This is a genomic window from Mycobacterium angelicum (genome assembly GCF_002086155.1).
In the GTDB taxonomy this organism is placed as follows: Bacteria; Actinomycetota; Actinomycetes; order Mycobacteriales; family Mycobacteriaceae; genus Mycobacterium; species Mycobacterium angelicum.
Window position 1 is genome coordinate 1 of the sequence record NZ_MVHE01000033.1, and the last position, 25,282, is coordinate 25,282.

The 25,282-nt window shown below is 67.1% G+C and carries 23 protein-coding genes and 1 pseudogene; 17 read left to right on the forward strand and 7 right to left on the reverse strand.

Annotation, left to right across the window (positions count from 1 at the left end; genetic code table 11):
• Both BST12_RS18060 and BST12_RS18065 read left to right on the forward strand, forming a co-directional pair.
• A partial coding sequence (locus BST12_RS18060) for an RDD family protein (RefSeq protein ID WP_139801754.1) occupies positions 1-641 on the forward strand: 641 nt, incomplete at its 5' end.
• An 84-nt stretch (positions 642-725) separates the two neighbouring features.
• Positions 726-1,895, forward strand: a complete 1,170-nt coding sequence (locus BST12_RS18065; protein ID WP_083114506.1) for a cystathionine gamma-synthase — start codon at positions 726-728, stop codon at positions 1,893-1,895.
• A 72-nt stretch (positions 1,896-1,967) separates the two neighbouring features.
• Here the strand turns inward: BST12_RS18065 and greA are convergent, their stop codons facing one another.
• Positions 1,968-2,462, reverse strand: a complete 495-nt coding sequence (greA, locus tag BST12_RS18070; protein ID WP_083114507.1) for a transcription elongation factor GreA — start codon at positions 2,460-2,462, stop codon at positions 1,968-1,970.
• A gap of 222 nt (positions 2,463-2,684) precedes the next feature.
• Complete coding sequence (locus BST12_RS18075; RefSeq protein ID WP_425437401.1) at positions 2,685-3,119, reverse strand: DUF4307 domain-containing protein; 435 nt, start codon at positions 3,117-3,119, stop codon at positions 2,685-2,687.
• A 99-nt stretch (positions 3,120-3,218) separates the two neighbouring features.
• Here BST12_RS18075 and mca point away from each other — a divergent pair, with 99 nt between their 5' ends.
• The 5 genes from mca to BST12_RS32050 all read left to right on the forward strand — a co-directional run bounded on the left by mca (position 3,219) and on the right by BST12_RS32050 (position 8,764).
• A complete protein-coding gene (gene mca, locus BST12_RS18080; RefSeq protein WP_083114509.1) occupies positions 3,219-4,091 on the forward strand; it encodes a mycothiol conjugate amidase Mca in 873 nt (290 codons plus the stop codon).
• Positions 4,088-4,381 (forward strand): hypothetical protein, encoded by a 294-nt coding sequence (locus tag BST12_RS18085; protein ID WP_083114510.1) that lies wholly within the window; start codon positions 4,088-4,090, stop codon positions 4,379-4,381. The genes mca and BST12_RS18085 overlap by 4 nt, the downstream gene beginning before the upstream one ends.
• A complete protein-coding gene (locus tag BST12_RS18090; RefSeq protein WP_083114511.1) occupies positions 4,368-6,386 on the forward strand; it encodes a thioredoxin domain-containing protein in 2,019 nt (672 codons plus the stop codon). Before BST12_RS18085 ends, BST12_RS18090 begins: the two co-directional genes overlap by 14 nt.
• 336 nt (positions 6,387-6,722) lie before the next feature.
• A complete protein-coding gene (locus BST12_RS32045; RefSeq protein ID WP_170062147.1) occupies positions 6,723-7,760 on the forward strand; it encodes a hypothetical protein in 1,038 nt (345 codons plus the stop codon).
• Complete coding sequence (locus tag BST12_RS32050; protein WP_170062148.1) at positions 7,757-8,764, forward strand: TylF/MycF/NovP-related O-methyltransferase; 1,008 nt, start codon at positions 7,757-7,759, stop codon at positions 8,762-8,764. The genes BST12_RS32045 and BST12_RS32050 overlap by 4 nt, the downstream gene beginning before the upstream one ends.
• On the opposite strand, the gene trhA is transcribed toward BST12_RS32050, so the two are convergent.
• Positions 8,761-9,501 carry a PAQR family membrane homeostasis protein TrhA gene (gene trhA, locus BST12_RS18100; RefSeq protein WP_083114512.1) on the reverse strand — a complete coding sequence of 247 codons (741 nt, stop codon included), beginning with the start codon at positions 9,499-9,501 and terminating at the stop codon, positions 8,761-8,763. The two genes, BST12_RS32050 and trhA, sit on opposite strands and share 4 nt — an antisense overlap.
• 146 nt (positions 9,502-9,647) lie before the next feature.
• Here trhA and BST12_RS18105 point away from each other — a divergent pair, with 146 nt between their 5' ends.
• From BST12_RS18105 to BST12_RS18125, 5 genes and pseudogenes are all read left to right on the forward strand, one after another.
• Positions 9,648-10,436 (forward strand): (2Z,6E)-farnesyl diphosphate synthase, encoded by a 789-nt coding sequence (locus BST12_RS18105; protein WP_083114558.1) that lies wholly within the window; start codon positions 9,648-9,650, stop codon positions 10,434-10,436.
• A gap of 2 nt (positions 10,437-10,438) precedes the next feature.
• Positions 10,439-11,809: a hypothetical protein gene (locus BST12_RS18110; protein ID WP_083114513.1), complete on the forward strand. Its 1,371-nt coding sequence runs from the start codon at positions 10,439-10,441 to the stop codon at positions 11,807-11,809.
• Between the two features lie 15 nt (positions 11,810-11,824).
• Positions 11,825-12,910 carry a methyltransferase gene (locus BST12_RS18115; RefSeq protein WP_083114514.1) on the forward strand — a complete coding sequence of 362 codons (1,086 nt, stop codon included), beginning with the start codon at positions 11,825-11,827 and terminating at the stop codon, positions 12,908-12,910.
• 101 nt (positions 12,911-13,011) lie between these two features.
• Positions 13,012-13,425: a hypothetical protein gene (locus tag BST12_RS18120; protein ID WP_083114515.1), complete on the forward strand. Its 414-nt coding sequence runs from the start codon at positions 13,012-13,014 to the stop codon at positions 13,423-13,425.
• Between the two features lie 117 nt (positions 13,426-13,542).
• A pseudogene (locus BST12_RS18125) lies at positions 13,543-14,487 on the forward strand (PE family protein); the annotation flags it as partial.
• Positions 14,488-14,539: 52 nt separating this feature from the next.
• Here BST12_RS18125 and coaA read toward each other — a convergent pair.
• Positions 14,540-15,478 carry a type I pantothenate kinase gene (gene coaA / locus BST12_RS18130; RefSeq protein ID WP_083114516.1) on the reverse strand — a complete coding sequence of 313 codons (939 nt, stop codon included), beginning with the start codon at positions 15,476-15,478 and terminating at the stop codon, positions 14,540-14,542.
• A 126-nt stretch (positions 15,479-15,604) separates the two neighbouring features.
• On the opposite strand from coaA, the gene glyA reads away from it, so the two are divergent.
• The 5 genes from glyA to BST12_RS18155 all read left to right on the forward strand — a co-directional run bounded on the left by glyA (position 15,605) and on the right by BST12_RS18155 (position 21,704).
• Positions 15,605-16,888 carry a serine hydroxymethyltransferase gene (gene glyA / locus BST12_RS18135; protein WP_083114560.1) on the forward strand — a complete coding sequence of 428 codons (1,284 nt, stop codon included), beginning with the start codon at positions 15,605-15,607 and terminating at the stop codon, positions 16,886-16,888.
• A 72-nt stretch (positions 16,889-16,960) separates the two neighbouring features.
• A complete protein-coding gene (locus BST12_RS18140) occupies positions 16,961-17,794 on the forward strand; it encodes an acyl-ACP desaturase (RefSeq protein WP_083114561.1) in 834 nt (277 codons plus the stop codon).
• A 213-nt stretch (positions 17,795-18,007) separates the two neighbouring features.
• Positions 18,008-19,309, forward strand: a complete 1,302-nt coding sequence (phoH2, locus tag BST12_RS18145) for an RNA 5'-3' helicase PhoH2 (protein WP_083114517.1) — start codon at positions 18,008-18,010, stop codon at positions 19,307-19,309.
• A gap of 15 nt (positions 19,310-19,324) precedes the next feature.
• Positions 19,325-20,200 (forward strand): polysaccharide deacetylase family protein, encoded by an 876-nt coding sequence (locus BST12_RS18150; RefSeq protein ID WP_083114518.1) that lies wholly within the window; start codon positions 19,325-19,327, stop codon positions 20,198-20,200.
• 46 nt (positions 20,201-20,246) lie between these two features.
• The gene (locus BST12_RS18155; protein WP_139801755.1) at positions 20,247-21,704 is read left to right on the forward strand and encodes an adenylate/guanylate cyclase domain-containing protein; all 1,458 of its coding nucleotides are present in this window, start codon (positions 20,247-20,249) and stop codon (positions 21,702-21,704) included.
• Between the two features lie 14 nt (positions 21,705-21,718).
• Here the strand turns inward: BST12_RS18155 and BST12_RS18160 are convergent, their stop codons facing one another.
• From BST12_RS18160 to glpX, 3 genes are read right to left on the reverse strand one after another with little or no spacing between them, the layout of a single operon-like run.
• Positions 21,719-22,726: a hypothetical protein gene (locus BST12_RS18160; protein ID WP_083114520.1), complete on the reverse strand. Its 1,008-nt coding sequence runs from the start codon at positions 22,724-22,726 to the stop codon at positions 21,719-21,721.
• Positions 22,723-24,141: a class II fumarate hydratase gene (locus BST12_RS18165; protein WP_083114521.1), complete on the reverse strand. Its 1,419-nt coding sequence runs from the start codon at positions 24,139-24,141 to the stop codon at positions 22,723-22,725. The genes BST12_RS18160 and BST12_RS18165 overlap by 4 nt, the downstream gene beginning before the upstream one ends.
• A gap of 17 nt (positions 24,142-24,158) precedes the next feature.
• The gene (glpX, locus tag BST12_RS18170; protein WP_083114522.1) at positions 24,159-25,247 is read right to left on the reverse strand and encodes a class II fructose-bisphosphatase; all 1,089 of its coding nucleotides are present in this window, start codon (positions 25,245-25,247) and stop codon (positions 24,159-24,161) included.
• Positions 25,248-25,282: the final 35 nt, after the last annotated feature.

Genomic DNA, 25,282 nt, shown 5'->3' on the forward strand with positions numbered 1-25,282 from the left:
GTGCGTACGAGCCACCGCCGCCACCACCGCCTCCTGCTTCGGCGCCCAGCGGTGGCTCGTACGCACCCCCGCCGCCGCCTCCGCCGCCCGGCGGTGGTTACCCGCCGCCGCCTCCGTCGGCCGGCGGGTACGCACCGCCTCCGCCCGGGCCGGCGATCCGCGAACTGCCGGCGGACTCATATACCCCGTGGCTCACCCGGGTATTCGCGTTCGCCATCGACTACGCGCCGGTGGTCGTCGTCTACGGCATCGCGTGGGTGATCGCAATGGTCACCCAGCAGCAGCAGTGCGTAACCAGCGTCAACCAGTACGACGTAGCCCAGTACTGCTATTCGCAGGACTCGATCATCGGTGTGCTGGCGCAAGGGCTGGCGTCGCTGGCGATCCTGGCCTACTGGATCTGGAACTACGGCTATCGGCAGGGCACCACGGGATCGAGCATCGGCAAGTCGATCCTGAAGTTCAAAGTGGTCAGCGAGGCCACCGGACAGCCACTGGGCTTCGGGATGTCCGTTGTCCGGCAGCTGGCCCACTTCGTCGACGCGATCATCTGCTACGTCGGGTTCCTGTGGCCGCTGTGGGATGCCAAGCGCCAGACGCTGGCCGACAAGATCATGACGACGGTCTGCTTGCCGATCTGACGCGACGGCGCTAACGCAAACACCGGGATGCACCCTGGCCGCCGATCGGCGGCCAGGGTGCACTCGCCATTAGGCTGGTCGTCGATGAGCGCGTCAGACCGCAAGGGACACCACGCAATTTCCGGCCTGGCCACCAGAGCCATTCACGCGGGCTACCGCCCGGACCCGGCCACGGGTGCCGTCAACGCCCCGATCTACGCCAGCAGCACCTTCGCCCAGGACGGTGTCGGCGGTCTGCGTGGCGGCTTCGAATACGCGCGCACCGGCAACCCCACCCGGGCCGCGTTGGAAGCCACGCTGGCAGCGGTGGAAGAGGGAACCTTCGGGCGCGCGTTCAGTTCCGGAATGGCCGCCACCGACTGCGCGCTGCGGGCGACCCTTCGCCCCGGGGATCACGTGGTCATTCCCGACGACGCCTACGGTGGCACCTTCCGCTTGATCGACAAGGTGTTCACCCAGTGGGGTGTCGAGTACACGCCGGTAAGGCTGGCCGATGTGGACGCGGTGCGCGCCGCGATCACCCCGCGCACCCGGCTGATCTGGGTAGAGACGCCGACCAACCCGCTGCTGTCGATCGCCGATATCGGCGCCATTGCGCAGCTGGGTGCCGAAACGTCGGCAAAGGTATTGGTGGACAACACCTTTGCCTCACCGGCATTGCAACAGCCGTTGACGCTGGGCGCCGATATCGTGCTGCACTCGACCACCAAGTACATCGGCGGCCACTCCGACGTGGTGGGCGGTGCGTTGGTCACCAACGACGAAGAGCTGGATCAGGCGTTCGCGTTCCTGCAGAACGGTGCCGGCGCGGTGCCGGGCCCCTTCGATGCGTACCTGACCATGCGGGGCTTGAAGACATTGGTGGTGCGGATGCAGCGGCACAGCGAAAACGCTGCCGCGGTAGCCGAATTCCTGGCCGAACATGCGGCGGTGAGCAGGGTGCTGTATCCCGGTCTGCCGTCTCATCCCGGCCATGAGGTGGCCGCGCGGCAGATGCGCGGCTTCGGCGGCATGGTGTCGGTGCGGATGCGCGGCGGGCGACAGGCCGCCGAAAAGCTGTGCGCGAATACCGAGGTTTTCATCCTGGCCGAGTCGCTGGGCGGGGTCGAGTCGCTGATCGAGCATCCCAGCGCCATGACGCATGCGTCGACCGCCGGTTCACAACTAGAGGTGCCCGACGACCTGGTGCGGCTCTCGGTGGGGATCGAAGACGTCGCCGATCTGCTCGCCGATCTCGAGCAGGCGCTGGGCTAAGACCGCCGACTGTGAACGGCACGACGCGACACGCCGTTGCGCCGTCGTGGGATTCACAGTCGGCGCAGGGGATTAGGAGTGGTACGGCTCCGCGCTGACCAGGGTTACCTTCACGGTGTTGCCGTTGGGCACGGTGTAGCTGCGGGTCTCGCCGACCTTGGCGTCGATCAGCGCGCCGCCCAGCGGCGAGTTCGGCGAGTAGACCTCGAGCTTGCCGTCGTTGACGCCCTCCTGGCGGGTGGCGATGAGGAACGTTTCGCTGTCCGACTTGTCGCCGTTGTAATAGACCTTCACCACCGAGCCGGGCAGGGCCACGCCGGACTGCTTGGGGGCCTCGCCGACCTTGGCGTTGTTGAGCAGATCCTGCAGCTGGCGAATGCGGGCCTCCTGCTGACCCTGCTCCTCGCGCGCGGCGTGGTATCCGCCGTTTTCGCGGAGGTCGCCCTCCTCGCGCCGGTCGTTGATCTCCGCGGCGATGACGGGACGATTCGCGATCAGCTGGTCGAGCTCCGCCTTGAGTCGGTCATGTGACTCCTGGGTCAACCAGGTCACCTGAGTATCCGTCATCTCGTCGTGCTCCTTGTGTCTCGGTTCGCGTATTCGCGCAAGTTTTTGAGCCCGCCTTCGCGGGTGTTTCGGGTCCCCACCCCCGGGTGCTGCCACTCCGTTCTTCTCACGGCCATTAATGCAGCAATACACGGTCCCGGTCAGGACCGTGCATTCACATATGTTACCACTGCGCAAACGATGGATGACCGACATATTCGCAGTTGGCGCGTTTTTGAGCGGTCAAGATGAACGCAAATAAGCGGGTACGTCTGTGCCACAGCCATATACGTCGGCCATCACCGGCGGTTGAGCGGACTTCACTGTCGTCGTCACTTGCACCGTCGCCTGTCCCGACGGTGGAACCAGCAACTCGCGCCGCCCGGTTTCGCTGCCGTCCTTGGCCCGAACCCGCACGATGCAGTGCACCGGACGGGACGGGTCGGCGCGCGTCACGGTGATCGTCACCGACGCTGTCTCGTCGTCGATGATCTGGTAGCCGGCCAGCGAGCCGCTGACGGGACTGGTGCCGATCCGGTGATAGCCGACGACGGCGATCGCAATGCCGGCCACCACGACCAGAACCGTGAGCCCGATGGCGACCCGGCGCCGCGTCTTGCCGGACAGTCGCGCCCTGCCGTAGCGGGCTTCCGGACGCTCTGTGGGAGGTTGTGTCACGCCTGCAGTCATGCCCTGGTTAGTTGTGAGGTCTGGGGGAACTGGAATTATAGGGGGCACGCACAGACTGGGGGCGACCACCGGACAGACAGGGGGCACGTGAGCGAACTGCGGTTGATGGCGGTGCACGCCCACCCCGACGACGAGTCCAGCAAGGGCGCGGCGACCCTGGCCCGTTACGCCGATGAGGGCCATCGCGTGCAGGTGGTGACCCTGACCGGCGGCGAGCGCGGCGAAATTCTCAACCCCGCGATGGACCTGCCCGACGTGCATGGACACATCCACGAAATCCGGCGCGACGAGATGGCCAGAGCGGCCGAAATCCTCGGTGTCGAGCACAGCTGGCTGGGCTTCATCGACTCCGGCCTGCCCAAGGGCGACCCACCGCCTCCGCTGCCCGACGGCTGCTTCGCGCTGGTGCCGCTGGAGGAGTCCACCGAAGCCCTGGTGCGGGCGGTCCGCGAGTTCCGGCCGCACGTGATGATCACCTACGACGAGCACGGCGGCTACCCGCACCCCGACCACATCCGCTGCCACGAGGTGTCCGTCGGCGCCTACGAGGGCGCGGGCGACTACCGCCTGTTTCCCGACGCAGGCGAACCGTGGACGGTGTCCAAGCTCTACTACGTCCACGGCTTCCTGCGGGAACGGATGCAATTGCTGCAGGACGAGTTCATCAAGCGCGGCCAGCAAGGCCCGTTCGGGAAATGGCTCGAGCATTGGCTTCCCGAGCACGACCCCTATGCCACGCGGGTGACGACGCGCGTGGAGTGCGCGGCCTACTTCGGGCGCCGCGACGACGCCCTGCGCGCCCACGCCACCCAGATCGACCCGAACGCCGAATTCTTCGCCGCCCCGCTGTCCTGGCAGGCGGAACTGTGGCCCACCGAGGAATTCGAGCTGGCCCGCTCGCGGGTGCCGATCAAACTGCCCGAGGCTGAACTGTTCGCGGGGATCGAGCCGGGCGCATGAACCACCTTTTGCTCAGCGTGATTGCTGAGGGTCCACACAACACCGGTCCGGATTTCGGTAAGGCCAGCCCGATCGGGCTGCTCGTCGTGGTGCTGCTGGTGATTGCGACGTTGTTTTTGCTGCGGTCGATGAACCGGCAACTCAAAAAGGTCCCCGAATCATTCGACCGTCAGCACCCCGAGCCGGACCAGGCCGCCGACGAGGGAACCGATGCGGTCGACGGGGAGGTTCCAGATCCTGAGCGCAACGGATCCACGCCGCCACCGGGTCGCGCTCATGAACCCGACTGACTCGTCCGGGACCAACGCTCTGGCCCTGGCCACCAGCCCGTATCTGCGTCAGCACGCCGACAACCCGGTGCACTGGCAGCAGTGGACGCCGCAGGCACTGGCCCAGGCGGTCGCCCGCGATGTGCCGATTCTGCTGTCCGTGGGCTACGCGGCCTGCCACTGGTGCCATGTCATGGCGCACGAATCGTTCGAGGACGACGAGGTGGCCGCGGCGATGAACGCCAACTTCGTGTGCATCAAAGTCGACCGCGAGGAACGGCCGGACATCGACTCGGTCTACATGAATGCCACCGTCGCGCTGACCGGGCAGGGCGGTTGGCCGATGACATGCTTCCTGACTCCCGACGGCCGGCCCTTCTATTGCGGCACCTACTACCCGAAAGAGGGTTTCCTGCAACTACTTTCGGTGATATCGGAGACCTGGCAGCAGCGCCGCGGTGAGGTCGAGGAGGCTTCCGACCATATCGCCGGGGAGCTGCGCTCGATGGGATCCGGGCTGCCCGACGGCGGTCCGGATGTGGCACCGGAGCTGTGCGACCACGTCGTCGCAACCGTGCTGGGCGATGAGGACACCACGTACGGCGGGTTCGGCGCCCGGGCCGGGTCCGCGCCGAAGTTCCCGCCGTCGGCGCTGCTGGAGGCGCTGCTGCGCCACTACGAACGCACCGGATCGCAGACGGCCCTGGACGCCGTTGCACGCACCGGCAACGCCATGGCCCGCGGCGGCATCTACGACCAACTTGGCGGTGGCTTTGCCCGGTACAGCGTCGACAACGCCTGGGTGGTACCGCATTTCGAGAAGATGCTGTACGACAACGCGCTGCTGCTGCGCGCCTACGCGCACTGGGCCCGGCGCACCGCAGATCCGTTGGCCCGCCGCGTCACCGGCGAGACCGCGCGGTTCCTGCTCGACGAGTTGGCCGATGGAGACGTGTTCACCTCGTCGCTGGACGCCGACGCCGACGGCCGCGAAGGGTCGACCTACGTGTGGACGCCGGCGCAATTGACCGAGGTGCTCGGAGCCGACGATGGACGTTGGGTGGCAACGGTTTTCGGGGTTACCGAGACCGGCACCTTCGAACACGGGACGTCGGTGCTGCAATTGCCGGCCGATCCCGGCGACACGCCGCGTCTGCAACGGGTGCGCAATGCGTTGCTGGCGGCCCGACGCACCCGGATCCAGCCCGGGCGCGACGACAAGGTCGTCACCTCCTGGAACGGGTTGGCGATCACCGCGCTGGCCGAGGCCAGTGTGGCGTTGGGCGAAAACGAGTTGGCGCACGCCGCACAGCGCTGCGCCACCGAGCTGTTGGACCGCCACATCGTCGACGGCCGGCTGCGCCGCGCCAGCCTCGGCGGGGTCGTCGGCCAGAGCGCGGCCATCCTGGAGGACCATGCGGCATTCGCGACCGGGCTGCTGGCGCTCTATCAACTGACCGCGGATCGGGCCTGGCTGACCGCGGCCACCGAGCTGTTGGACACCGCGGTCAAGCACTTCGGTGACCCGCAGCGCCCCGGCCGCTGGTTCGACACCGCCGACGACGCCGAGCAGTTGATGCTGCGGCCCGCCGATCCGCTGGACGGCGCGACGCCGTCAGGGGCCTCGCTGCTGGCCGAGGCGCTGCTGACCGCCGCACACCTGGCCGACGCCGGCCGGGCCGAGCGGTATCTGCGGCTGGCCGCGTACACGCTGCGCACTCATGCGGTGTTGCTGGCGCGCGCGCCGCGCTCGGCGGGGCACTGGCTGGCCGTGGCCGAAGCCGCGGTGCGCGGACCGCTGCAGATCGCGGTCGCCTGTGCCGGCTCAGGGTCCACGCTGCTGGCCGAAGCACGCCGGCTGGCACCAGGTGGGGCGATTGTCGTTGGGGGCCAAGTGGATTCGTCGCCGCTACTGGCCGGACGGGACCGGGTGGCCGGTGCCGACGCCGCGTACGTGTGCCGTGGCCGGCTCTGCGACCTGCCGGTGACCAGCGCGGCCGAACTCGCGGCCGCGCTGACACTTTGAATTCCGATCTCCAAATATGCGGCTCATTTTGCGCTTGGCGCTTTTAGACTGACCGGCACCACAGAATAGTCACAGTTCTTCGTATCTATACACAATAGTATCTATTGGCTACAGTCTTCGCCAAAGCCATTCATTGATGGCCATGACCTCACCGAGGAGGTGAAAGTGGTGGAGGAAATCAACGAAGCCCGCGAGGCATTCGAGATTCAGATCGAGGAAATCTCGCGCGAGTCGGTTCTTACCCAGGCCATTCCCTACTGATATCTCAAATCGTGCGCGCCGTGCCGCAGATCGGGCGGCACGGCGAGCATGACCCCTTCGATCCGCCGGTTCGTCATGACTGATTTTGCGCCCGTGTTTGCCGGCATCGCGGACACCATCACCGGGCTGTGGGATCGCGCCGACCCCGAGCACCTCGTCAATGCCGCGGTAGCCGGGCTGCGTGCGGCCGACCTTCCCAACATCGACCCGTCGTCGTGTCTGGAATGGGCCGTCACCTCCGGCGCACTCCCCGAGCAGTCCTGGGACTTCGACTTCGGGCAGCCGGCGATCACCGTCGCGCGCACCCCGGATTTCCGGATCGACCTGCTGTACTGGACGGAGAACGCCAGTGCGGCGCACGACCACGTGACCTGCGGCGCCTTCGCGGCCCTGCACGGCGACCGGGTGCACACCCAGTTCGAGTTCGCCGAAGCCAAGGTCTTCGACGAGAACCTCGCGGGTGGGACGCTCACCCGAACCGGACTCGAAATCATGCGGACCGGCCAAGTGCGTCCCATCACGCCCGAACTGATCCACGAGATCTACTGGCTGCAGAAGCCGAGTGTGACGCTGGTGGTGCGGTGCGAGTCGCATCCCGGGCCACGCCGTACCCCGCGCGAATATTGGCTGCCCGGCCTGTCGCATGTGGTGACGGCCTGCCAATCGTCCTCGTTGCTGCGCCGCCAGTCCGAGGCGATCACGCTGCTGCGCAAGTCCAGCCCGCGGCGCTATCAACGAGTCCTGGCCGACGTGCTGCAGCGCGCGACCCCGGCGCTGGCCTACCGCGCGTACCTGGATGCCGCGATCACCGAGCCCGACGTCCTCGACCGAGTGCTCGGCCGGATTCCGCACGACGACGCGCTGATCCCGCTGCTGAACGACTGCCGCCCCGAGTTCGTCCGCCGATCGGTACTCGGCGGGGTGTTCGTGCGCGACCGCGCCGTGCAGCTGCTGACCGCCTTGCGCTGGGCTGGCGCGTCGGCCGCAGAGCTGCCCGCACTGGTCTCCCCGCAGGACCTCGACGGCAGGTCGCCGGCGGAGCTCACCGAGCATGCCGTGGCTTATCTGGCACCGCTGTCCGCCGAGGCCGCGGCGCTGCTGGGCGCCTCGTGAGCGCTGCTGAGCAAGACTGCGCCCTGGTCGTCGCTCCCGGGTTGTTCTGCGCCTGGCACGACGGCCGGGTGCGGGTGGGCTCGATCGATGATCCGTTTGCGGAATTCGTCGCCACCCCCGGCGTGGTGTTGCTGCTGAGCCTGTTCAGCACGCCGCGATTACGCACCGACGCATACCAGCGACTGTCGGAAATGGGGGTGCCCGCTGCCCGGGAAGCGGTCGACCGGCTGGTCGCGATGAAGCTGCTGATCCCCACCGAGCGCGCGGCCAAGCCGGATGCGGCGGTTTCGGCGTACGACGTCGTTCGTCAGCTTGGCACCACGCACGACATCGATGCCGCAGCACCGGAGTTCGCGACGATCTTCGTCGACGTCCAGCCGTTCACCCTGACGTCCAAGCCGATGGCATTCGCGTTGTATCAGGCCGTCGTCTACGTCGTCGCCAATCACATCCGCGGTGCCATCGTGGAATGCGGAGTAGCCAGCGGCGGCAGCATGATGCTGGCCGCGGCGACGTTGCGCGCACGCGGCGACTGCGACCGCGACATCTTCGGCTTCGACACCTTCGACTGGTCCTGGGAGAGCGCCTCGGAGCGCGACGGCTTCGTCGGCACCCCGGACCGGCTCGACGGTCTCGCCGATACTCCGGGCGCCGAACAGCGACCGTCAGGCGTCGGCATCGAGCGGGTGGCGGCCAACCTGGCCGGCACCGGCTACCCGGCCGAGCGCATACGCCTGGTGCGTGGAATGGTCCAGGACACCTTGCCGGTCACGCCGACGGGCGACATCGCCGTCCTGCGGTTGGACACCGACTTCTACGAGTCCACCCGGTGCGAGCTGGAGACGCTGTATCCGAGGCTGGTCCGCGGCGGTGTGCTCATCTTGGACGACTACGGCAAGTTCAAGGGAGCCACCCAAGCGGCTGACGAGTACTTCGCCCGCTGCCAGACGCGGCCATTGCTGCACCGCGTGGAGACGCAGGGCCGGATAGCGACGAAACCCTAGAAGACCACGAACCACATCGCGATGTAGTGGCAGATCGCCGCGACCGCGGTGCAGGCATGGAAGAACTCGTGGAAGCCGAAGGTCGACGGCCATGGGTCCGGCCAGCGCAGGGCGTAGAGGATCCCGCCGATGCTGTACAGCGCGCCACCGACGAACAACAGCACCATCGCGGCCACACCGGCGTTGTGCAGGATCGTCGCGGTGTACCAGACCGCTACCCAGCCCAGCAGGATGTACAGCGGCACCCCAAGCCAGCGCGGCGCCGAAGGCCAGAGCATCTTCAGCAGGATGCCGGCCGCCGCGCCGCCCCACACGATTGCCAGCACCACATGCCCGTCATGGCCCGGCAGGGCCAGCAGCGCGAACGGGGTGTAGCTGCCGGCGATGAACACGAAGATCATCGAGTGGTCGGCCCGCTTCATCCACTTCCGGGCGGTCGCGGACTTCCAATCGACACGGTGGTAGGTCGCGCTGACGGTGAACATCACGATCGTTGCCGCGGTGTAGGCAAACGTCGCCAGCCCGGCCTTGGTGGATCCCACCGCCCACGACACCGCGATCAGCGATGCGCCGGCGAACACCGCGGTGCCGGCCGAGTAGACGTGGATCCAGCCGCGGAAACGCGGCTTGGTCAGAACGCGGGCGACGCCCTCGACGACCTGATGGGCGGCATCGGTCGGCGAAAACCCGTGCGAGTCAGGTTCTGCGCTGTTGAGCGTGCTGGTCTGGCTGCTCATTTCTCCTATTGCCTCGATTAGGGGATCGCCGGTGGTTTTCCCAAACACAGTAACCGCGCCGGCTGTGAGACTCCCGTTAGACGTGACGTGATATTGCCCGAAACGGAAGCCGGAATTTGGCGCCGGTCACAGTAGTGTTGATATTCGTGGAGATCATCCCGCCGCGGCTCAAGGAGCCGTTGTATCGGCTTTACGAGCTGCGCCTGCGGCAGGGACTGGTCGCTTCGAAATCCGAACTGCCCCGCCACATTGCCGTGCTGTGCGACGGGAATCGGCGGTGGGCGCGCGACGCGGGATACGACGACGTCAGCTACGGCTACCGGATGGGTGCGGCCAAGATCGCCGAGATGTTGCGCTGGTGCCAAGAAGCCGGCATCGAGATGACCACGATTTATCTGCTCTCCACAGAGAATCTGCAACGCGACCCCGACGAGCTGGCCGCGCTGATCGAAATCATCACCGACGTCGTCGAGGAGATCTGCGCGCCGGCTAACCGCTGGAGCGTGCGTACCGTCGGCGATCTCGAACTGCTGGGCGAGGAACCGGCCCGCCGGCTGCGTGAGGCGGTCGAGTCCACGCCGGGCACCGCGCACTTCCACGTCAACGTCGCGGTGGGCTACGGCGGCCGCCAGGAGATCGTCAATGCGGTCCGGGCGCTGCTGAACAAGGAGCTGGCCAACGGCGCAACGGCCGAGGAGCTCGTCGACAAGGTGACCGTCGAGGGCATCTCCGAAAACCTTTACACCTCAGGGCAACCCGATCCCGATCTGGTGATTCGCACCTCCGGTGAGCAACGGCTGTCAGGTTTCCTGCTATGGCAGAGCGCCTATTCGGAGATGTGGTTCGCCGAGGCGCATTGGCCGGCATTCCGCCACGTCGACTTCCTGCGCGCGCTGCGTGACTACAGCATGCGGCACCGCCGATACGGGAAGTGACAATGGCTGCGCTGTCGGCGGTGGTGTTCACGCTGAGCGGCTGGCTCGGGCTCTACTTGCTGGCGCGCGATCCGCGTAAGCCGGTGCTGGCCTTGGCCGCTCTGGGGTTGTGCGGGTTTGCGCTGGTAGTTGCCCTGGACGCGGTGCGCAATACCAGCAGTGTGCATGCCGGGCTGCTCAGCCAGATCGAGGTCTACCTGGTTGTCGTTCCCGGCGTGGCCTGGTTCGCGGTGCTGCTCGAGCTGGGCCGGCCCTGTGACAGCGCACGGGCGCGCACCGGCGAGGTGTTGCTGGTCTGCTGGGTCGCTGCGCTGGCCCTGTTCGGCGCGGCGATGGCCGGCAGCGTCGCCGGCCCGCTGCGGGCGGGTCACTGGGTGATGTCCGCGGTGATCTCGGCGTCAACGCTGGCCGCGATGGTCGCCGCGTTGCGGCGGCGTACCCAGCCGGTGCCGGTGGCGGGGTTGGTGGTTGTCGCGACGCTGTTCTTCGCGCTGGCCAATGCCATTCTGATCATTCCGCTGGGACTGCTGCCCAGCTGGCTGGCCTTGGCGTCGACGGGTTTCGACGTGCTGGCCCTGGGGGTGGCGGTGGCCCTCTGGGATGCGTTCGACGAAGGGCAGGCGCTGCGTGCCGACATGTTCCGCTCGTTCGCCGGATCGGTGGCGGTGGCGGTGCTGTTCGGTGGGCAGGCGCTGATCGGCCTGGCGGTGACCCGCAACGCTGCGTCGGCGCAGACGGCGTTGACCGTGCTGCTGTTCACCAGCCTGGCCATCGCGATCACGGTGCAGGTGCTGGCCGATCCGCTGGCCGGGATTCTGGACCGGCTGGCGTTCTCCAGGTCACCCACATTGCGCGCCGACCGGGCCGCGCTGCGGCACACCGGTGCGGCGTTGCCGCTGCGATCCGACGACCCGCTGAGCGACATCGACGACGACACCTTCGTCAGGCTCACCCGCCGCGCGCTGGGCCACTACGGTGACCTGACCAAACTGGTGGCCAGCCCGCTGACGTCGTTGCCCGTCATCGACGCGCGACTGGCCGCGCGCGGCGCAGCCGACCACCCGCTGGAGCGGGCCAACGAACTCAAAGCCGTGCTGGCCGACGGCATCGGACGGCTCAAGCCGCGCGACGCCGGCGACTTCGGCACCACCGAGCAGTGGCGCTACTACAACTCGCTTTATTTCCCCTATGTCGTCGGCGTGCGGGCGTATGCGCAGAACGCGACCGCGGCCGGATTGGATCCGACCGCCCGCCAGGCCTGGCAGTGGTTGGTGACCGAGGTGCCGCAGCGCTCGCTGCACAATTGGCAGAACGCGGCGGCCCGGCTGATCGCGGCCGATCTACGTGGTCGGGTCAGCGTTTCCAGTGATTGATTAAGCTGCGGCGCTATGGCTGCCAAGGTTCCACCCGCCAAAGTCGCGCGAACGATTGAGATCGCCCGCCATTACCTCGCCCGCCTGCACCGCCGCATGGTCCCGCCGCCGGTCGCGATGATGGAGATGGTCGCCGAGATGTGGGCGGCGCAGGCGATCACCGCGGCCGCGCAACTCGGCATCGCAGACGCGCTGGCCAATGGGCCGCTGTCGGCCGAGGATTTGGCCGCCGCGGTAGATGCCGACGCGGGCGCGCTGCGCCGGCTGCTCAGAGCGCTGATCAGCCGTGGCATTTTCCGGCAGCGCCGCGACGGCCGCTACGACCTCACCCCACTGGCCGACACTCTGCGGCGCGACGCGGAGATATCCGTCGACGGGTGGGCTCGGTGGCTAGGGTCGCCCCAGCACCGCGAGCACTGGACCCACTTGACCGATGCGATTCGCACCGGCCGGCCCGTCATTCAAGAACTGCGCGGCAAGCCCGCCTTCGAATACCTGGCCTCCGAAGCTGAGCTCGGGGAAATCTTCAATTCGGCGATGACGGGCGGCTCCGCGGTCTCCATTCCGCCGGTCATCGCCGCCTACGACTTCAGTCCCTACGCCACCATCGTCGACGTCGGTGGCGGGCACGGCCGGCTACTGGCTGCGATCCTGGCCGCCACGCCGGGCGCGCGCGGCATCCTTTTCGATTTGCCCCAGGTGGTGGCCGGGGCCCCGGCCATGTTTGCCGAACACGGCGTGCAAAACCGAGTCCGGGTTGATGAGGGCTCATTCTTCGAATCCGTCCCGGCCGGCGGCGATGCCTATGTGCTCAAGAGCGTGATTCACGACTGGCCTGACGACGATGCGGTTCGCATCCTGCGCAACGTGCGCAGCGCGGCCGCAACGGGCAGTCACGTCCTGCTGATCGAATTCGTGGTCCCCAAGCACCACCGTGAGTATCTGGGCAACTGGTTGGACCTGGAAATGCTGGTCGCGCTGGACGCGCAGGAACGCACCGCAGCGCAATTCGACCAACTCTTCCGCCGCGCGGGGTTCCAGTTGACGCGCGTGGTTCAAACCGCGTCACCGTTCCACATCCTCGAGGCGCGCGCAATTTAGCCTGCGTGGCAGTAGTTGGCAGTGCGACGCGTCGATCTGGCAGTGCTGCGGCCGGCACCCTCAAACGTGTCCGACTCGTCCGCTTCACAAGGAGAACCGACATGACCGCAATATCCGGTCAAACGACCAGGCCCCTGTACGACTCGACCGACTCGCTGCTGCGGTTCGCGATGCGACTCGATGCCACATTGACCGGACTGATGGGCTTGGCCGTCGCCGCGGCCGCCGACCCGATCTCGAGGCTGACCGGGTTGACGTCTGGCCAGGAATACAGCATGGGTGCCTTCTTCGTGCTCTACGGCCTGGCGGTGTTCAGCCTCGCGTCGTTGCCCAACCTGCGCCGCGCCGGAATCGGCGTCGTCGTGGCGAACATCGTGTACACCTTCGCCGCGATCATCGCCGCGGAGGTGGTGCCCATGACCGGCACCGGAGTGGCCGCCACACTCGCCAGCGGTGGGTACACCGCGGTGTTCGCGGGCTTGCAATACCTGGGAGTGCGCCGCCTGGCGGTCTAGCTCCCCTTCCCGCTGATGCGGGGCGCCACCGTGGCGAAAAGCGGTGCGCGCCCCGTGTCGGCCTTTTCCGGCGATTTGGCGCCGCCGGCCCGGGGTTGGCCGATACGCTTGCACTCCATGTCGTTCCTGATTGCGGCGCCCGACACGGTAGCTGCCGCGGCAACAGACCTCGCCAGAATCGGCTCCACGATCAGCTCGGCCAATGCGGCAGCCGCCTTCCCGACGACGGGGGTGGTGGCAGCGGCAGCCGACGAGATCTCCACGGCGGTCGCGGCACTGTTCGGCACACACGCCCAGAGCTACCAGTCCCTCGGTGCCCAGGCCGCGGCGTTTCATGACCGGTTTGTACAGGCGCTGACCGCCGGCGCCGGTGCCTACTCGAGCGCCGAAGCCGTCAACGTCGGGCAGACCCTGCTCGATGCCGTCAACGCGCCGACCATGTTGCTGCTGGGACGCCCCCTGATCGGCAACGGCGCCAACGGCGGGCCGGGGCAGGCCGGCGGCGCGGGCGGCCTGTTGTACGGCAACGGCGGCAACGGCGGGGCCGGCGGTGCGGACCAAAGCGGCGGCGCCGGTGGATGCGCGGGCCTCATCGGCAACGGCGGTAACGGTGGCGCCGGCGGCGTCGGCAGCGGCGGCACCGGGGCCGGGTTGACCGGCGGGCGCGGCGGTTCCGGTGGGCTGCTCTGGGGTGCCGGCGGGCATGGCGGGGCAGGCGGCGCGGCCGTCGCCGGTGCCGGCGGGCTCGGAGGCGCCGGTGGCAGCGCCGGCCTGTTCGGTCAGGGCGGGGGCGGCGGCGACGGTGGCAAAGGCGGCGGCGACGGCAACCCGGGTGGCTCGGCCGGCAATGGCGGCGACGGCGGCTGGCTCTACGGCGACGGCGGCGTCGGCGGTCAGGGCGCCTCCGGTGGCGGCCACGGCAGCTTCGGCGGCAACGGTGGCAACGGCGGCAACGCCAAGCTGATCGGCAACGGCGGAAACGGCGGCAATGGCTCCAATGGCGGTATCGGCGGCCTCGGTGGCAACGGCGGGCTGCTGGCGGGTATGCCCGGCATCCACGGCGCTTCCCCAGTCTGAGGCCCAGTCTGAGGCCCAGTCTGAGGCCCGGGCCTGGTTACAGCTTTCGCAGCCGTAGCCGGTTGATGGAGTGGTCGGCGTCTTTGCGCAGCACCAGGGTCGCCCGGGGACGCGTCGGCAGGATGTTCTCGACTAGGTTGGGCCGGTTGATCGAGCGCCAGATCTCACGAGCGGCGGCGACCGCCTTCGTGTCGTTGAGGGCCGCGTAGTGGTGGAAATGCGACTGCGGGTCGGCGAACGCGGTACTGCGCATGGCCAGGAAGCGTGACACGTACCACTGCTCGATGTCCTCGATGCGGGCGTCGACGTACAGCGAAAAGTCGAACAGGTCCGACACCATCAGCGTCGGACCCGTCTGCAGGACGTTGAGACCTTCCAGGATCAAGATGTCGGGATGGCGGACCACGTGCTTGGCCCCGGGGATGATGTCGTACTTCAGGTGTGAATACACCGGCGCGCAGGCGTAGTCCGAACCGGACTTGACCGAGGTGACGAACCGCATCAGCGACCGGCGGTTGTAGCTCTCGGGAAAACCCTTGCGGTGCATGAGGTTTCGCCGCTCCAGCTCGGCGTTGGGGTAGAGAAAGCCGTCGGTGGTCACCAGGTCCACCCGGGGATGGTGATCCCAGCGTGCCAGCAGCGCCTGCAGCACGCGCGCGGTGGTCGACTTGCCGACGGCAACGCTGCCCGCCACACCGATGATGAACGGCACCGGCCGGTCGGGGTTTTGTTGCGGCTCGCCGAGGAACTCCGCCGTCGCGGCGAACAACCGCTGGCGCGCGGCCACCTGCAGGTGAATCAACCGGGCCAGGGGCAGGTAAACCTCTTCGACCTCGAGCAGGTTGAGCTGTTCACCCAGACCGCGCAGACCGAACAATTCCTCTTCGGTCAGCGCCAGCGGGGTCGACATGCGCAGCGCACGCCACTGCTTTCGGTCGAACTCCACATACGGGCTCGGCTCGCTAAGCCGCGGCATGGTGTCAGTCTTGCAGGTGAAGTGTGCGGCCCCGACGGCTGGGCTGTGAAAGCGCCGTCAGGGCGCTTGCTCGATAGACTGGCGCCCGTGACCGCCGCACCTGACACCCGCACGCAAGCCTCGCTCATGTCCGCGCCGCTGGCCGAAGTCGACCCCGATATCGCCGAATTGCTGGGCAAAGAGCTCAGCCGGCAGCGCGACACGCTGGAGATGATCGCCTCGGAGAACTTCGTGCCACGGTCGGTGCTGCAGGCCCAGGGCAGCGTGCTGACCAACAAATACGCCGAAGGTTTGCCGGGTCGGCGCTATTACGGCGGCTGCGAGCACGTCGACGTGGTGGAAAACATCGCCCGCGACCGGGCCAAGGCGCTGTTCGGGGCCGACTTCGCCAATGTGCAGCCACATTCCGGCGCCCAGGCCAACGCCGCCGTGCTGCACGCGCTGATGTCGCCGGGGGAGCGGCTGCTTGGCCTGGATCTGGCCAACGGCGGTCACCTGACCCACGGCATGCGGCTGAACTTCTCCGGCAAGTTGTACGAGAACGCCTTCTACGGCGTCGACCCGACGACGCACCTGATCGACATGGACGCGGTGCGCGCCCAAGCCCTCGAGTTCCGTCCCAAGGTGATCATCGCCGGCTGGTCGGCCTATCCACGCATTCTCGACTTCGCGGCGTTCCGCGCGATCGCTGACGAGGTCGAGGCCAAGTTGTGGGTGGATATGGCGCATTTCGCGGGCTTGGTCGCCGCCGGGTTGCACCCCTCGCCGGTGCCGCACGCAGATGTGGTGTCCACCACCGTCCACAAGACGCTGGGCGGGGGTCGTTCGGGTCTGATCGTGGGCAAGCAGGAGTACGCCAAGGCCATCAACTCGGCGGTGTTCCCGGGCCAGCAGGGCGGACCGCTGATGCACGTCATCGCCGGCAAGGCGGTGGCGCTGAAGATTGCCGCTACCCCGGAGTTCGCCGAACGCCAGCAGCGCACCCTTTCCGGCGCCCGGATCCTGGCTGACCGGTTGTTGGCCGACGACGTCGCCAAGGCGGGCGTGTCGGTGGTCAGCGGGGGTACCGACGTGCACCTGGTGCTGGTCGACCTGCGCAACTCACCGCTGGACGGCCAGGCCGCCGAGGACCTGCTGCACGAGGTCGGCATCACCGTCAACCGCAACGCCGTTCCCAACGACCCCCGGCCGCCGATGGTGACCTCGGGCCTGCGGGTCGGTACACCAGCGCTGGCGACCCGGGGCTTCGGGGACGCCGAGTTCAGCGAGGTGGCCGACATCATCGCGACCGCGCTGGTCGCGGGGCCGGCCGACGTCGATGTTGCGGCGCTGCGCGCGCGGGTGACCAAGCTGGCCACGGACTTCCCCTTGTACGAGGGCCTCGAAGACTGGAGCCTGGCCGGCCGGTAGGACCACATTTTGCGGCGCGACACGTGCGCGCCGGATTTCACAGAACCTGTGTATGCGGGTTACAGTTACTGCATGGCACAGAAACCTGTAGCTAATGCATTGACACTGGAACTCGAGCCCGTGGTCGAGGCGAACATGGCTCGCCACCTCGCTGGCGAGGACATCTGGTTCGCTCACGATTACGTTCCGTTCGACCAGGGGGAGAACTTCGCCTTCCTCGGCGGACGCGACTGGGATCCGTCTCAGGCGACACTGCCCAGGACTGTCACCGACGCGTGCGAGATCCTGCTGATCATCAAGGACAACCTCGCTTCTCACCACCGTGAGCTCGTCGAGCACTTCATTCTCGAGGACTACTGGGGTCGGTGGCTGGGCAGATGGACCGCTGAAGAGCACCTGCACGCGATTGCGCTGCGCGAGTACCTGGTGGTGACCAGGGAGGTCGACCCGACCGCCAACGAGGAAGTTCGGGTCCAGTACGTGATGAAGGGCTATCGCAGCGACAGCTACACGCAGGTTGAGACCCTGGTCTACATGGCGTTGCTGGAACGCTCCTATGCCGTCTTCTGCAAGAACCTGGCCGCCAAGATCGAGGAGCCCATCCTGGCCGGGCTCATCGACCGGATCGCCCGGGACGAGACCCGTCACGAGGAGTTCTTCGCCAACCTGGTCGATCACTGCCTCGAGTACACCCGCGACGAGACGATCGCGGCCATCGCCGCGCGTGCCGCCGACCTCAAGGTCGTCGGTGCCGACATCGATGCATATCAGGACAAGGTGGCGAACGTCGCCGACGCCGGGATCTTCGGTGCCGCAGATCTTCAGCAGGTGATCTCCGATCGCATCACCGCATGGGGCCTGGCCGACGAGCCCGCGCTGAAGCAGTTCGTCACCGGCTCGGCTTAATTACTCGGCTATATCCCGGATTTCGGCGCGCCTGCCCTGCGGGGGTGTCGCCGGCGGAGTAGCGTCGCATCCGATGGCCAGCGACATTCTCTGCTGCCAGGGCGGCACCTCCCGTCATGACAAGGGCAGGACCGGCCCCGGTCCTGGTGCCGTGGCCCCCGCCGATTCGCTCGTGTGGGTCCGCCCGAGCGTTTTCCGCTCGAGGAGCGCTCCGTGACCGATATCCGGACGTACGTGCTCGACACCTCCGTGCTGCTGTCCGACCCGTGGGCTTGCGGCCGGTTCGCCGAGCATGAAGTGGTGGTTCCGCTGGTCGTGATCAGCGAATTGGAGGCCAAGCGCCATCACCACGAGCTGGGGTGGTTCGCCCGTCAGGCATTGCGGCTGTTCGACGATCTTCGACTGGAACACGGGCGGCTGGATCAGCCCATTCCGATTGGTACGCAAGGTGGTTCGCTGCACGTCGAACTCAACCACACCGACCCGGCCGTACTGCCGGCGGGCTTTCGTACCGACAGCAACGATTCCCGGATTCTGAGCTGCGCCGCCAACCTCGCCGCCGAGGGCAGGCGAGTCACACTGGTCAGCAAGGACATTCCGCTTCGGGTCAAGGCCGCGGCGGTAGGTCTGGCGGCCGACGAATACCACGCCCAGGACGTCGTCGCCTCCGGCTGGTCGGGCATGGACGAGCTCGAGACCGCGGCCGAAGACATCGACGCGCTATTCGCCGACGGCGAAATCGACCTGGCCGAGGCCCGGGACCTGCCTTGTCACACCGGGATTCGCCTGCTGGGCGGCAGTTCGCATGCACTGGGCCGGGTCACCGCCACCAAGCGTGTGCAGCTGGTTCGCGGCGATCGCGAGGTGTTCGGTCTGCGTGGCCGCTCCGCCGAACAGCGGGTGGCGCTCGACCTGCTGCTCGATGAGTCGGTGGGCATTGTGTCGCTTGGTGGCAAAGCCGGCACCGGCAAGTCGGCGCTGGCACTGTGCGCCGGCCTGGAAGCCGTGCTGGAACGCCGCACGCAGCGCAAGGTGGTTGTCTTCCGTCCGCTGTATGCGGTCGGCGGCCAAGAGCTGGGCTATCTGCCCGGCAGCGAGAGCGACAAGATGGGCCCCTGGGCGCAGGCGGTGTTCGACACGCTCGAGGGCCTGGCCAGTCCCGCGGTGCTGGAGGAAGTTCTTTCCCGGGGCATGCTCGAAGTGCTGCCGCTGACCCATATCCGGGGCCGGTCGTTGCACGACTCATTCGTCATCGTCGACGAGGCACAGTCGCTGGAACGCAATGTGCTGCTGACCGTGCTGTCGCGGCTCGGGAGCGGGTCGCGCGTGGTCCTGACCCACGACATCGCCCAGCGTGACAACCTGCGCGTGGGCCGCCACGACGGCGTTGCCGCGGTGATCGAGAAACTCAAAGGTCATCCGCTATTCGCGCACATCACGCTGATGCGCAGCGAACGGTCCCCGATCGCCGCGCTGGTCACCGAAATGCTAGAGGAGATCACCGGGCCGCACTGACGGTAAACTTCGTGGGTGCCGAAACGACCCGACAACCAGGCTTGGCGCTACTGGCGCACCGTTTGCGGTGTCGTGGTGGCCGCCGCGGTGCTGGTCATCGGCTCGCTCACCGGTCACGTCACGCGCGCTGAGAATCTGAGCTGCTCGGTGGTCAAGTGTGTCGCATTGACCTTCGACGACGGTCCGGGGCCGTTCACTGACCGGCTGCTGCAAATCTTGAAGGACAACGACGCCAAAGCCACCTTCTTCCTGATCGGCAACAAGGTCGCGGCCAACCCGGCGGGCGCCAAACGCATTGCCGACGCCGGCATGGAGATCGGCAGCCACACCTGGGAACACCCCAACATGACCACCATCCCGCCCGACGACATCGCCGGACAGTTCTCCAGGGCCAACGACGCCATCACCGCCGCAACCGGCCGCACGCCGACGCTGTATCGTCCCGCCGGCGGCCTGGCCAACGAAGCCGTGCACCAGACCGCGGCCAAGTTCGGTCTAGCCGAAATCCTATGGGACGTAATCCCTTTCGACTGGGCCAACGACTCCAACACCTCGGCCACGCGAGCGCTGCTGATGTCGCAGATCAAACCGGGTTCGGTGGTGTTGTTCCACGACACCTACTCCAGCACCGTTGACCTGGTCTACCAATTCATTCCGGTGCTCAAGGCCAACGGCTACCGGTTGGTGACGGTCAGCGAACTGCTTGGTCCGCGGGCTCCGGGAAGCAGCTACGGCAGCCGGGAAAATGGTCCGCCGGTGAACGAACTGCGCGACATCCCGGCCAGCCAGATCCCGTCGCTGCCCAACACTCCGTCGCCGAAACCGATGCCTAACTTCCCGATCACCGACATTGCGGGACAGAACTCGGGTGGGCCCAATAACGGTGCCTGAGCCCAGCCTGAGTCCAGGTGAGCCTCGAAAGAGCGCCCGCAGCCTATTGATTCAGTACGGACTCGACCTGGCACTGGCCTACATTTTCGCCGTCATCGATGCCGCTGCCATCCTGATCCCGCTGCGCGGGCACACCTCGGCGGCGGTCAACGCCGATTTCGCGCAGCGAAACACCGCCGCGGTGCTGGTGCTGATCGTGCTCGGGATGATCGGCGTCGCGGTCGGCGGGTTCCTGAGCCTTCGTCCGACCGTGCGGTGGTACTCCGCGGGGGCACAACCGACACCGGCGCAACGCGCCGGCGCGATGAGACTCGCCGGCCGCCAATCGGCGATCCTGGCCGCGACGTGGGCGGTGTGTGGCGGAGCTTTCCTGCTGTTGAACTGGAACGCGGGACCCGCGCTGCTGCTGCCGATTCTGCTCGGGCTGCTGCTCGGCGGCGCCGCTGCCGCCGGAACGGGTTTGCTGCTGGCGCAACACACGCTGCGCCCGATCATGGCCGCCGCCACGCGCGGCTCCGAGCAGGGGTTGTCGGTGCCGGGTGTGTTCGCCCGGCTGGTGCTGCTGTGGTTTTTGTGCAGCGCGCTGCCCATCGGAGTCATCGCGGCGTTCGTCATCCTGCGCTCCTACGGCTGGCTGATCCAGAAGAACGTGTCGCTGGATGTGCCCGTTCTGGTAGTTGCGCTGGCGGCTTTGGTGCTCGGGCTGCCGATCATGATCCTCACCTCGCGATCCATCGCCGATCCGCTCAGCGAAGTCGTCGACGCGATGGCCCAGGTCGAACGCGGCCGGATCGACACCCAGGTCGGGGTATACGAGCGATCCCAAATCGGGCATCTGCAAATGGGATTCAATCGGATGGTGGCCGGCCTGGCCGAACGCGACCGGGTGCGCGATCTGTTCGGCCGCTACGTGGGCGTCGACGTCGCGCATCGGGCCATCGAGGAGGGTGCCGCGCTGACCGGGGACGTGGTGGAGGCCGCCGTGTTGTTCATCGACCTGGCCGGCTCCACGAAGTTGACGGAAAGCCTTGCGCCGCAAGAGGTTGCCGGAGTACTCAACGAATTCTTCCGAATCGTCGTCGGCGCCGTCGACGAACATCAAGGCCTGATCAACAAATTCGAGGGCGACGCCGCGCTGGCCATCTTCGGGGCGCCGCTGCGCACGAACGAGCCGGCATCGTCGGCGCTGGCCGCGGCGCGCACCCTGGCCACCCAGCTGCGCCAGCTACCCGTGGTCGACTTCGGGATCGGGGTGTCGGCCGGCCGCGTCTTCGCCGGCAACATCGGCGCCGAAAACCGTTACGAATACACGGTTATCGGTGACGCGGTCAACGAGGCCGCGCGCCTGGCCGACCTCGCCAAGACGTCGGACCGGCGGATCCTGTGTTCGTCGGCGGCCATCGACCGCGCCAACGACGCCGAACAGCAGCGGTGGGCCGAATGCTATTCCACGGTGCTGCGCGGGCGCTCGGAGGCCACGCACGTCTCTACCCCGGCAGGTTAGCTACTTACTCACCTCTACTTACTCACCTTGAGCGCCGCGATGACTTTGTCGATGGTGGTGCGCGAGGCCGCGTCACCGATGGGGGAGGCGCCCAGGAAGATGGTCACCGGCTTGGTGTCGACGGCGATGATCGTCACCGAATCGCCCTTCACGCCGCGCGCGGTGTCACCGATGGTGATGTCCGCGTCGACCCGGGCGGCCTTGACCCCGTCGACCGTGGCCGACGACGTCTTCTTGGTGCCGAGCGTGGGCTGCGACTGGCTGTAGCCGGGGCCGTTGGCCACGCAGTCCATCAATTTCGAAGCCTGCTGGGAGACGTCCATGCTGGTGACGAAGTTGGTGACGGCAACCTCGACCTGCATCATCCACTGGTTGGCGCCGGGTACTTCCGCGCCGACGCCTACGGCATCGATCAGGTTCGGGTTCTGGTCGTCGGAGAACGGGGTCCATCCCGGCGCCGCGCTGGTCGGGAACGACAGCTTGCCGGCATTGATCGTGCTGCGGGTGGCCGACGCGTCACCGCCGGACACGTTTGGTGTGCAGCCGGTCGCCGTCTGCGCGGAGTTGTTCGGCTGCGAGGTCGCCGCGCTTGTCGTCTCCGAAGGGCTGGCCGAGTTCGACGTACCGCGGTTGGTGAGGGCGACCGCCAGGATCACCACCAACACGATGACACCCAGCACCGCGATACCCGTGATGATCAACCACGGGGTCTTCGACCCTTTGGGCGGCCCGGGTTGGTAGGGGCCGCCCGGCCAGCCGGAGGGATACTGCTGGGGCGCTTGCGAATACTGTTGGGGCTGGTAGGCGCCTCCGGCGTACGGGTCGCCACCGGGTGGCGGGTAGGGATATCCGCCGCCCTGCGGTTGACCGCCCTGAGGTTGACCGGCCTGCGGCTGACCGCCCTGTGGTTGACCGCCCCAATACGGTTGCTGCCCATACGGATTCGCCACGTATGGATCCTGACCGTAGGGGGCCTGGCCGTAAGGACCCTGACCGTAAGGGCCGCCCGGGGGCACCGTCATTGGTCGTTCGCCTCGACCTTGGCCATCGCCAACACGTCGAGCCGGCGATCCAGCTCTTCGAGCGACAACTTGTCGCCGATCAGGCCGCGGTCGATGACCGTCTGGCGAATCGTCTTGCGCTCCTTGAGCGCTTGTTTGGCGACGGCAGCGGCCTCTTCGTAACCGATCGCCGAGTTCAGCGGGGTCACGATCGACGGTGATGACTCGGCAAGCTCGCGCAGGTGATCGACATTGGCCTTCAGTCCGGTAATGCAGCGTTCGGCGAACAGCTTTGACACGTTGGTCAGCAGCTTGAACGATTCCAGGATGTTGCGGGCCATCATCGGGATGTAGACGTTGAGCTCGAAGGCGCCGTTCGCACCACCCCAGGCGATCGCGGCATCGTTGCCGATCACCTGTGCGGCCACCTGGGTAACCGCCTCGGGCAGAACGGGATTCACCTTGCCCGGCATGATCGAGCTACCCGGCTGCAGGTCCGGCAACTGGATTTCAGCCAGGCCGGTCAACGGACCCGATCCCATCCAGCGGATGTCGTTGGCGATTTTGGTCAGCGATACCGCGATGGTTCGCAGCGCACCGGAGGCCTCGACCAATCCGTCGCGGGCCGCCTGGGCTTCGAAAGAGTTTGCCGCGGTGCGCAATTCGGATATCCCTGTTTCGGACACCAACACCGAGACCACCCGGACGCCGAAACCGTCGGGTGCGTTGAGGCCGGTCCCTACCGCGGTGCCGCCGATCGCGAGCTCACCCAGCCTGGGCAGGGTGGAGCGCACCCGCTCGATGCCGGCCTCGATCTGGCGGGCATACCCGCTGAACTCCTGTCCGAGGGTGACCGGAACGGCGTCCATCAGGTGAGTGCGGCCCGACTTGACCACCGTCTGCCACTCCAAAGCCTTGTCCGACAAAGCCTTCTGCAGCACTTCGAGCGCTGGAATGAGATGGGCCACAGCGGCTTCGGTGGCCGCGATGTGGGTGGCGGTGGGGAAGGTGTCGTTCGACGACTGGGACATGTTGACGTCGTCGTTGGGGTGCACGGTCACGCCGTCCCTGGCTGCGATGGACGCGATCACCTCATTGGTGTTCATGTTCGAGCTGGTGCCCGAGCCGGTCTGGAACACGTCGATGGGGAACTGGTCGTCGTGTTGGCCGTCGGCGATTTCGGCCGCTGCGGCGATGATCGCGTCGGCCTTCTCGGCGGCCAGCAGCCCGAGGTCTTTATTCACTTGTGCGCAAGCGCCTTTCAGCAGACCCAGGGCACGGATCTGGGCCCGCTCCAGGCCGCGGCCGGAGATCGGAAAGTTCTCCACGGCGCGCTGGGTTTGCGCGCGCCACAACGCTTTTGCCGGCACCCGGACCTCGCCCATGGTGTCGTGCTCGATGCGGTACTCAGTGTTTTCGTCCGCGCTGGCGGCCATAAAATACGCTTCCTTTGTTATGGGAGGGGATAGGCGGCATTGCTGTCGCCGGTGAAGTCGATGGCGGAGTATTCGTTGAGCTTGGAAAGCCGGTGGTAGGCCTCGATCATGCGGACGGTTCCCGACTTGGAACGCATCACGATCGACTGGGTGGTGCATCCGCCGGGGTAGTAGCGCACGCCCTTGAGCAGATCGCCGTCGGTGACGCCGGTAGCACAGAAGAAGACGTTCTCGCCGGACACCAGGTCCTCGGTAGTCAGCACCCGCTCGACATCGTGGCCGGCGTCGAGCGCCTTGCGGCGTTCGGCCTCGTCCGTGGGGGCCAGCTGGGCTTGGATCGCCCCGCCCATACACCGGATGGCCGCAGCGGTGATGATGCCCTCGGGGGTACCGCCGATACCGGCCAGCATGTCGGTGCCCGAGCCGGGCCGGCATGCCGAGATGGCGCCGGCCACGTCGCCGTCGGTGATCAGCCGGATCCGGGCGCCGGTGGATCGGACGTCTTCGATCAGCTGTGCGTGCCGTGGCCGGTCCAGGATGCACACCGTCATGTCGCGGACGGACAGTTCCTTGACCCGGGCCACCGCCCGGACGTTGTCGGCGATCGGTGCGGTGATGTCCAGCACGTGCGCCGCATCGGGTCCGACGGCGATCTTGTTCATGTAGAACACCGCCGACGGGTCGAACATCGCGCCGCGATCGGCCACCGCCAGCACCGAGATGGCGTTGGGCATGCCCTTGCTCATCAGCGTGGTGCCGTCCACCGGATCCACCGCGAAGTCGCACTCCGGGCCGTCCCCGTTGCCGACTTCCTCGCCGTTGTACAGCATCGGCGCGTGGTCTTTTTCACCCTCGCCGATCACGACGATGCCGCGCATCGACACCGAATTCACCAGCTCACGTATCGCGTCGACGGCGGCGCCGTCGCCGCCCTCCTTGTCGCCGCGACCGACCCAGCGGCCGGCGGCCATGGCGCCGGCCTCGGTGACCCGAACGAGTTCGAGGGCCAGGTTGCGGTCGGGGGCTTCCCCGCGGGACAGCCGCGTGGACGACGTGCCGTGACCGGCGACGGCGGTCGGCGACGAACCGGATCCCTCAACAGTCATGGTTGCTGATTGTCCCAGAAGCGAAACGGTCGGTT